We start from the raw sequence: 249 nt of genomic DNA on the forward strand, positions 1-249 counted from the left end.
TTCTTCTTCAGTTGACTCTTCTGATTCTTCTGATGTTTCTTCTTCAGTTGACTCTTCCGATTCTTCTGATGTTTCTTCTTCAGTTGACTCTTCCGATTCTTCTGATGTTTCTTCTTCAGTTGACTCTTCCGATTCTTCTGATGTTTCTTCTTCAGTTGACTCTTCTGATTCTTCTGATGTTTCTTCTTCAGTTGACTCTTCCGATTCTTCTGATGTTTCTTCTTCAGTTGACTCTTCCGATTCTTCTGA

Annotated in this window: 1 protein-coding gene; it reads right to left on the reverse strand. The window is 38.2% G+C overall.

What is annotated here, in order from left to right; genetic code table 11:
- Positions 1–249 (reverse strand): hypothetical protein (locus tag ACEN31_RS11745; protein WP_407109498.1); only part of this gene is annotated, 249 nt, incomplete at both ends.

The organism is Ruoffia sp. FAM 26255 (assembly GCF_045528525.1).
GTDB classification, from domain to species: domain Bacteria; phylum Bacillota; class Bacilli; order Lactobacillales; family Aerococcaceae; genus Ruoffia; species Ruoffia tabacinasalis.